Origin of the sequence: Candidatus Nitrosarchaeum limnium BG20, from assembly GCF_000241145.1 — an archaeon.
Lineage (GTDB): Archaea > Thermoproteota > Nitrososphaeria > Nitrososphaerales > Nitrosopumilaceae > Nitrosarchaeum > Nitrosarchaeum limnae.
In genome coordinates this window covers 1-7324 of the sequence record NZ_AHJG01000232.1, presented here as the reverse complement: position 1 = coordinate 7324, position 7324 = coordinate 1, and the positions used below count along the sequence as shown (strand labels likewise).

General features: G+C 32.7%; 10 protein-coding genes and 1 pseudogene. 6 read left to right on the top strand and 5 right to left on the bottom strand.

Annotation, left to right across the window (positions count from 1 at the left end):
* Positions 1 to 51: 51 nt before the first annotated feature.
* Both BG20_RS08170 and BG20_RS08165 read left to right on the top strand, forming a co-directional pair.
* On the top strand, positions 52 to 753 hold the full coding sequence (locus tag BG20_RS08170; RefSeq protein ID WP_010193499.1) for a nucleotidyltransferase family protein: 702 nt from the start codon (positions 52 to 54) through the stop codon (positions 751 to 753).
* A gap of 9 nt (positions 754 to 762) precedes the next feature.
* On the top strand, positions 763 to 1200 hold the full coding sequence (locus tag BG20_RS08165) for a GNAT family N-acetyltransferase (RefSeq protein WP_010193496.1): 438 nt from the start codon (positions 763 to 765) through the stop codon (positions 1198 to 1200).
* On the opposite strand, the gene BG20_RS08160 is transcribed toward BG20_RS08165, so the two are convergent.
* Together BG20_RS08160 and BG20_RS08155 are read right to left on the bottom strand one after the other, a co-directional pair.
* Positions 1197 to 1637, bottom strand: a complete 441-nt coding sequence (locus BG20_RS08160) for a hypothetical protein (protein ID WP_010193493.1) — start codon at positions 1635 to 1637, stop codon at positions 1197 to 1199. The two genes, BG20_RS08165 and BG20_RS08160, sit on opposite strands and share 4 nt — an antisense overlap.
* Positions 1638 to 1670: 33 nt before the next feature.
* Complete coding sequence (locus tag BG20_RS08155) at positions 1671 to 2687, bottom strand: galactose-1-phosphate uridylyltransferase (protein ID WP_010193492.1); 1017 nt, start codon at positions 2685 to 2687, stop codon at positions 1671 to 1673.
* Positions 2688 to 2865: 178 nt separating this feature from the next.
* Here BG20_RS08155 and BG20_RS08150 point away from each other — a divergent pair, with 178 nt between their 5' ends.
* A complete protein-coding gene (locus BG20_RS08150) occupies positions 2866 to 4200 on the top strand; it encodes a BPG-independent phosphoglycerate mutase family protein (RefSeq protein WP_010193490.1) in 1335 nt (444 codons plus the stop codon).
* Here the strand turns inward: BG20_RS08150 and BG20_RS08145 are convergent.
* Positions 4184 to 4744, bottom strand: a complete 561-nt coding sequence (locus tag BG20_RS08145) for a DUF309 domain-containing protein (RefSeq protein WP_048097173.1) — start codon at positions 4742 to 4744, stop codon at positions 4184 to 4186. The two genes, BG20_RS08150 and BG20_RS08145, sit on opposite strands and share 17 nt — an antisense overlap.
* 83 nt (positions 4745 to 4827) lie before the next feature.
* Between BG20_RS08145 and BG20_RS08140 the strand changes: the two genes are divergently transcribed.
* From BG20_RS08140 to BG20_RS08130, 3 genes are all read left to right on the top strand, one after another.
* The gene (locus BG20_RS08140; RefSeq protein WP_010193487.1) at positions 4828 to 5175 is read left to right on the top strand and encodes an eS24 family ribosomal protein; all 348 of its coding nucleotides are present in this window, start codon (positions 4828 to 4830) and stop codon (positions 5173 to 5175) included.
* Positions 5175 to 5366: a 30S ribosomal protein S27ae gene (locus BG20_RS08135; protein ID WP_007401269.1), complete on the top strand. Its 192-nt coding sequence runs from the start codon at positions 5175 to 5177 to the stop codon at positions 5364 to 5366. The genes BG20_RS08140 and BG20_RS08135 overlap by 1 nt, the downstream gene beginning before the upstream one ends.
* Before the next feature lie 120 nt (positions 5367 to 5486).
* Entirely contained in the window at positions 5487 to 5843 is a 357-nt protein-coding gene (locus BG20_RS08130) for a hypothetical protein (protein ID WP_010193483.1), read from the top strand.
* Between the two features lie 46 nt (positions 5844 to 5889).
* Here the strand turns inward: BG20_RS08130 and BG20_RS08125 are convergent, their stop codons facing one another.
* Together BG20_RS08125 and BG20_RS08120 are read right to left on the bottom strand one after the other, a co-directional pair.
* Positions 5890 to 6597: a hypothetical protein gene (locus BG20_RS08125; RefSeq protein ID WP_010193480.1), complete on the bottom strand. Its 708-nt coding sequence runs from the start codon at positions 6595 to 6597 to the stop codon at positions 5890 to 5892.
* A gap of 177 nt (positions 6598 to 6774) precedes the next feature.
* Positions 6775 to 7324, bottom strand: a pseudogene (locus BG20_RS08120) (tRNA pseudouridine(54/55) synthase Pus10); the annotation flags it as partial.

The window sequence follows — 7324 nt, the reverse complement described above, 5'->3', positions numbered from 1 at the left end:
GAATAGAATTACATACTTGAACATAAATAGCCATATCTCAAATAGAGATTTGTGAAAGCAGTAATTCTAGCAGGAGGGTTAGGAACCAGGCTCCAACCATATACAACATTTCTCCCAAAACCAATGTTACCATTAGGTGAAAAACCAATCTTAGAACACCTAATAGACTGGACAAAGAAAAATGGCATTAAATCAGTAGTGCTGTGTGTGAGCTATCTAAAAAAATCCATCGAGGATTATTTTGAAGATGGAAAACGATTTGGAGTAAACATAGAGTATGCAGTTGCCAACAGACCATTAGCTACTGCAGGTCAGCTTAAAACTGCCGAGGAATTCATCGATGAGACTTTTGTTTGTATGTATGGAGATTCCATATTTGATTTTAATTTAAGAAGTATGGTAAAACAACACAAACAAAAAAAATCATTTGTAACAATGAGTCTTTATGAATACAAAACTAACTTACCCTACGGAGTAATTGAAACTACAAAATCAGGCAAAGTAATTGCATGGAATGAAAAACCAGAGATAAAGGCCAATGTCAATATGGGCTGCTATGTTATGGAACCAGAAATATTGCAAATGATTCCAAACAACAAGCCATATGGAATGGATGATTTATTAAAAAAAGTCATGGCCAAGAATAAATCAGTCAACAGTATTGTTTCTAAAAAAGGATTTTTAGATATTGGAAATAAAGCATCATACAGAAAAGCAAATCAAGAATATCTCCAAAAACTTGGAAACATATGATTAGAAAAAATGAGCGACATAACAATTAGAAAATTACAGAAAGAAGATCTCAGGAATGGTTTTTTATCATCATTGGACTCTCTTCGCAAGGCAAGTGATATTAGCAATGAAAAAGCTGAAAAAATATTTGAAAAAATTAATTCCAATCCAGATCACATAATTGCAGTAGCAGTGCTAGACGGCAAAATTGTTGGATCAACTACATTATTAATTGAAACAAAATTTATTCATAAAGGAGGCAAAGTTGGCCACATAGAAGATGTTGTGGTTGATAAAAAATATCAAAAAAACGGAATTGGTGAAAAAATAATCGAACATCTTTTAAAAATTGCAAAAGATAATGGATGCTACAAGACTATTTTAGATTGTACCGATGAGGTTAAACCATTTTACGAGAAATTAGGCTTTAAACATAATGCCAATGCGTTAAGATTTGATCACGATTAGAAATATTCTTTTTTTGGACGCTTTTTGTTGATTCTAAAAAGAATTACACCAAAGACCATTACAGGAATGGAAACACCCATGAAAAGAAGAGGTGTGATGATCACAGTATCAACAATGTACGTGGGAGTTAATTTATCTAAGAGAGTATAACAATACGCCATTCCAATTAACAGAATTATTCCTCCAGCAATGATCATCGAACCAATTGGTTTTGAGCCATAACGTCTTGAGAGGATAAACGAAAGAGCAGCTAAAATCGATGCAGGTGCAACTCCAATAGAAATGAACTGTAGAATTTTTGGAGCTGGTTCAAAAGCAACAGCAAATTCCAAATTAGAAGGAGTATCCATCATAAAATAATAAATCGAGATCATTTCGCCAACAAACATTGCAAAAAGTCCAACACTTGCAATAGCACTCCATTTTTCTAGTGACATGATATTAACAAATCAGGTTGATAATTAAACCATTCAAACTATACCGACTAGATTGGCTAATTCTTTTCTGCAAGAGACTCCAAGTTTTTCTGCTGCCTGTTCAGGAGATAAATCATTGAGAAAAATACCATATCCTCTTTCAAGACCTGACCAAGGTTTAGTGATTGGATAAATTTCAATATGCCAATGAATTTGTCTACTATTTTTCTTTTCAGGAGATAAATGAAACACCAAATTATATGAAACATCTTTAATGGTTTTGGATAATCCCCCAAGAGTAGCTCTTAAAATAAGTGACAGGTCATTGATTTCTTTTTGAGTGATTTTAGAAAAACTAGTCGTGTGTTTTTTTGGAGAAATACAAAATTCAAAAGGATATGATGGAGCCCATGGGCAATATGCTATAAAACCTTCAGTTTGGATAATTTGTCTTGGACCACCCATTTCTTCATTAACAATTTGACACATTGGACACACGCCTTTTTCATTGAGAATTTTGTAAGATGCCTCTGCCTCTTCTTCAATAATTGGAGGAATTGTAGAAAACGTTAGAATATTCAAGTGAGGATGTGGGTTTTGACTGCCAGCGGTCTCACCTTGATCAGCAAAAATTGAGACGTATGTTACACCTTTTTGAGTATACAACCAACGTAATCTATCTTGAACAACAACTAGTACATTTGACCATTGTTCAGTATCAATGGTAGCTAAAGTGTCCTTTTCTTTGGGGGAAGCAACTACAATGTAATGATAACCATAAGAGGGTTCACTATAATGAGGTCTATCACTGTAGGAGTTTTCAGTTTCTATTGAAACTATAGGATTTTTACTTTCAAAAACTCGAATTGACCAACCCTCAACATATTCGTCTTCACTATCTTGAAGACGTTGAAGCATTCCATCTTTTGCAACCAGAGATAAAACAGAGGGGTTTGTCATAGATTCGTTACCAGGAGCAAATGGAGATTTTTTTGGGTCGATAACTTTGTCATCTTTTTTAGAGACTATCATAAAACGCTCAGAAACATAATCTTTGCGCATATCCCCCATAATTCATACTTGAAGTGCATGTATGTTAAAACGTTTTCCAATATACTAAAAAATTAAAAAATAAAAAACAAGTGTAGAATATTTGATTGTGTAAGTTACTAAACAAAAACAATTTTTAGAAAAAATATCAAATCAAATTTTCAACATAATGAAAGATTTGTTTTGATCGCAACTATTGATGCAAGATTTAAAGGAGAGCAAAAAAAAGTTGGCAAATATGAGCAATATAAAAAATTCAGACATTCACATGATTTACGTTCTTTTAGACGGAGTTGGAGACCTTCCACATCCAGATTTAAATGGAAAAACTCCACTTGAAGCTGCCAACACACCAACTTTGGACAAATTAGCAAAGAATGGAGTGATTGGAGAGGTAATATCAGTAGGAAAAGGAATCGCACCAGAATCAGATATTGCAGTTTTCAATATGTTAGGGTACAAATTTCATCATGACGATTATGCCGGTAGGGGAGTAATAGAGGCGATAGGTGTTGGTATTGATTTTAAAGATGGTGATTTGGCATTAAGAGGTAATTATGCCACATTAAATGATGAAGGTATCATTATCGATAGAAGAGCAGGAAGGCACATAGAAAGAGAGGATGCCGATGGAATAGCAAAGGAGATTGAAGATCAAATTAAATTTTCATTTCCAAATACATCAGTAGTTGTATCACCTACAATAGGTCATCGAGTAACGGTAAGAATTAGAACTGAGGGTGAAAAGCTTTCATCACAAATAACCAATACAGATCCTGCATATGCCAGAGTTGATGGTATGGGGATAGCAAAAGCTGTGGGAGATTTCTTGCGAATTGAGAAATGTTTACCTCTAGATGAGACAGAAAATGCAAAGAAGACAGCAAAATTAGTTAATGAATTTACAGAGCAATCAACAAAAATTATGAAAGAAAGTTCTACAAATAAGAAAAGAATCAATGCTAAAAAGAAAAGCCTCAGTTGTATTTTACTAAGAGATGCAGGTAACAAATATCCAGATGTAAAGCCCATCAATGAAATGTATGAGATGAATTTCTCATGTATTGTAGATATGCCAGTTGAGCTTGGAATTTCAGAAGTACTTAAAATGAAAGGATTTGCAGCCGGGGGACTAACAGATTATGAAGAAAAAGCTAAAGTTGCTGCAAAAGCAATGGAAACAGAAAATGCAATTTATGTTCACATTAAGGGACCAGATGAATTTGGTCATGACGGCGATGCAATTGGAAAAATGAAAAACATTGAAGAAATAGATAATAGATTTTTCAAAACACTACTTGAAAATATTGATTTCAATAAAGTGGCAATAGTAATTTCAGCTGATCATTCAACACCATGTATAAACAAAGGCCATAGTGATGACCCTGTACCATTATTAGTGTCAGGAAAATTCATTAAAAATGATGGAACAACTAGAATGACGGAGAACCAAGCTAAGAAAGGAAGTATAGGTCTAATACAAGGAGCAGACGTAGTAAAAACATCTCTTAATTTAATTAAATCGCAAATATAGCTAAGGTATTAGCCTTTTGCATTTCTTTTATTTTATTTCTAATTCTTTCAACATCTATACTTCCATAAACTGCTGGAGAATCACCTAATTTTTCTAATGAACGACTTAGCATACCAACACCTACACCAGTTTCATCTTTTTGTCCATGTGCAAAGGCCACAGCAAGAAGAATAATACCTTGAACAAGTTCTTTTTCTCGACCATAGCACTGTTTCCATACACCCTCCAATGATTCATGACTTTCCCAAAATCGTTCATTGTTAAAATAATAAATCCCATCCTTGAGACCTTCCTCTTTTTCAATTTTTTCTTCAAATACATGACGAATGTTATCTAATTCACCTAGTGGAATTAATTTTTTAATTACAGTATCCAAATTGATGGGATCTACAGACACATCAAATTCTAAAAAGTTAGTAGCTACACGTGCAACTCTAACTGATGCATCAATATCGGAACAAAGATCTCTTGCTCTATGAACAAGATCAGATGAATGAGATGGTCCATATCCATTATTTTTTAAATGAATCATATATCGTTCCATATGGTTATTTTACTGAGATTTCTTAAATTTCTTCTCTAATTTCAATCAAGGTTTATATGAAATATCTGAAGGATTTTTGATACATGTCCATCATTCAGAAGGTAAATGACGTAAATAATGCCTTTTTATCAAGAAGGGAATTAGTTTGTGATTTTACCGGATTGGGAGGAAAGCTCAAGAAACTTGAAGCAGTAGATATGATTACAAAAGAATTCAAACTTTCAGGCAAAGTAGTAATCCCAATGAGATTGAAAACTCATGTAGGAAAACCATTGATCACTGGAACTTTCTATGTTTATGACGATGAGAAACTTGCAAAAAAACAGATCAACCCAGTAATAATGGAGAGACTAGAAAAGGCAAAAGCAAAACAAGCCGAAGCAACAAGTGCTGCAGAGAATACAGAAACAAAGCCGGAGACAACTGAGTAATGGCCGGAAAAAAAGCAGCAGAAGGGAAGAAAGGTTCTAGTCCAAACGTCTACAAATATTTCAAAATTGAAGGAGATAAACTAACAAGAGGTAGAAAAAATTGTTCCAGATGTGGAAAAGGGGTTTTCATGTCAAAACATAAGGATAGAAATACTTGTGGAAAATGTGGTTTAACAGAATTTAATCAATAAAAAATTAATTAAATATTTTACATTATTAAAAAATTAATCAATTGTCAGAACACAGTACAATAAAAATTCAAATAAAATATAATAGTAAGAGAATTTGGAGTAAGAAGGAACGATAAAGAAATGGATTTTGAAAAATTATGCATTGATGTTTTAAAAGTAGATCCACATGTAAGATTTACAGGTGTTTTGGATTCTAAAGGAGATTTAATTGTTGAAAAAAGTCGTGATGATGCAAATCTACTAAATCCAGATGAAGGAAAAATGTCAATCCATTATACATTTGAAAGATGGACACGTCTACAGAATCTATCTTATAAATTTGGAAAAGAAAAACTTGCAATCATTGAATACGAAAATGTAATTTTAATTAGTTTGCAACTAAACAAGAATCTCTTTTTGTTTAGTACAGATCCAGGTGCAGATTACACAAGCATAATTGTTAAAATTAAAGATATCATTTCAAAACTTGAAAAATAATTAATTTAAAAATACACATAATAGTAAAACATGAGGAATAATCTTATCAATAGAGTTTTTTTGTTTTTACTTTAGCACTTTTTTGTTCTAATTGGTCTAATTTTTGTAAGAAGGCGGGATCCAGTTTTATTTTAGATAAGGATTCTGCAGATAGTTTTACAGTGTTAGAATCAAGTGAAATATTTATTTTTGGCAGATTTTTCTCCAACCAAAATTTAATTACTTTATCCTCAAGTTTGTAATCTTTAAAACCTGCAGGAAATCGTTTTGTGATATGATTTAACAAAGTTCTATCGTTAAAGACAACCTTCGGATCAAATAACCTTGTTTCATCTGCATACACACTTTCAAATAAATTTCCAGTTATTTCATCTGAAAGCATACCCATTTTTGAAATCTTTCTTGTAAGATCAAGAAAATGTAAAAACTCATGAGCCAATATAGCGTGAATTGTGCCTTTTAGACCATATGCAATTAGAGGAGCTGAAATTTGAATCACAGCATGGAATTTTTCATCATAAAATACAGGTAGTGTACGTGCAAACAATATTCCAAACTCATAAGAATTTGGATTTGGAGATGAAATAACAATCGAGGGCTCTATGTAAGCAGTAGGATATAGGATTCCAGATGCTTTTTCAATTCTTTTGATACCTTCAGTAACAATATGAAAACGTTTGAGAACTAGATCAAAGACATCATCTGGGATTAGTCCTTTAGTATGTGCATCTTTAATTCGAATTAACGGATCCAATGAATAATCTGGAGCAAATTGAACGTAAAAATGTTAATCCTATCTAGACTTTGGTTTTCCGGATTTTGCCGTCTTTTTTCTTCGTCTGTCAGCTCTTTGATCTGCACGTCGTTCGTGTTTACCTTTTTTTCTCATGGGCATGATAAATCTACAAAATTAGGGATTAGTTAATTGTTATCATTTCAGGTCAACTTCGAGAAAATCAAACGATTCGCATGTGCATTTATCATTCAACAAGGGACTAATACCAGGAGTCACATCATCCCCATCAACAAATCGCTTTATTGGTAATCCACCTTCTGCTTTGATAAATAGAGTAAAATGATTTTTTGAGGTCTTTTTGTATTTTAAATTAGAGACGATTTTTTCAGAGCGCTTTCCTGATTTTTCATATACTACAACAGGTTTGCCTGTAATATCCTTCAATTTTTTCATATTTACGGCTAAAATATCATTTTCAGTAGAAATTTCTAGACGTATTGAGGAATAAAATCGGATAGGAATTATCGGAGGATCTGAAATAATTTTGAAATTATTAATAATAACAGAATCAGAAATTATCTTTTTTGGAATTGAAATTTTTCGTTTGAATGGATTTTGAAGTTTAACAAAAAAGGGACGACCAGATCCTAACACCAAGCTGTCCTTATCTTCACCACCAACCCAAGTAAATTTTGCAGTTGTGCCTCCAAACTTTTTAAAAAGAAATTCTGAAATTTTACCCTCC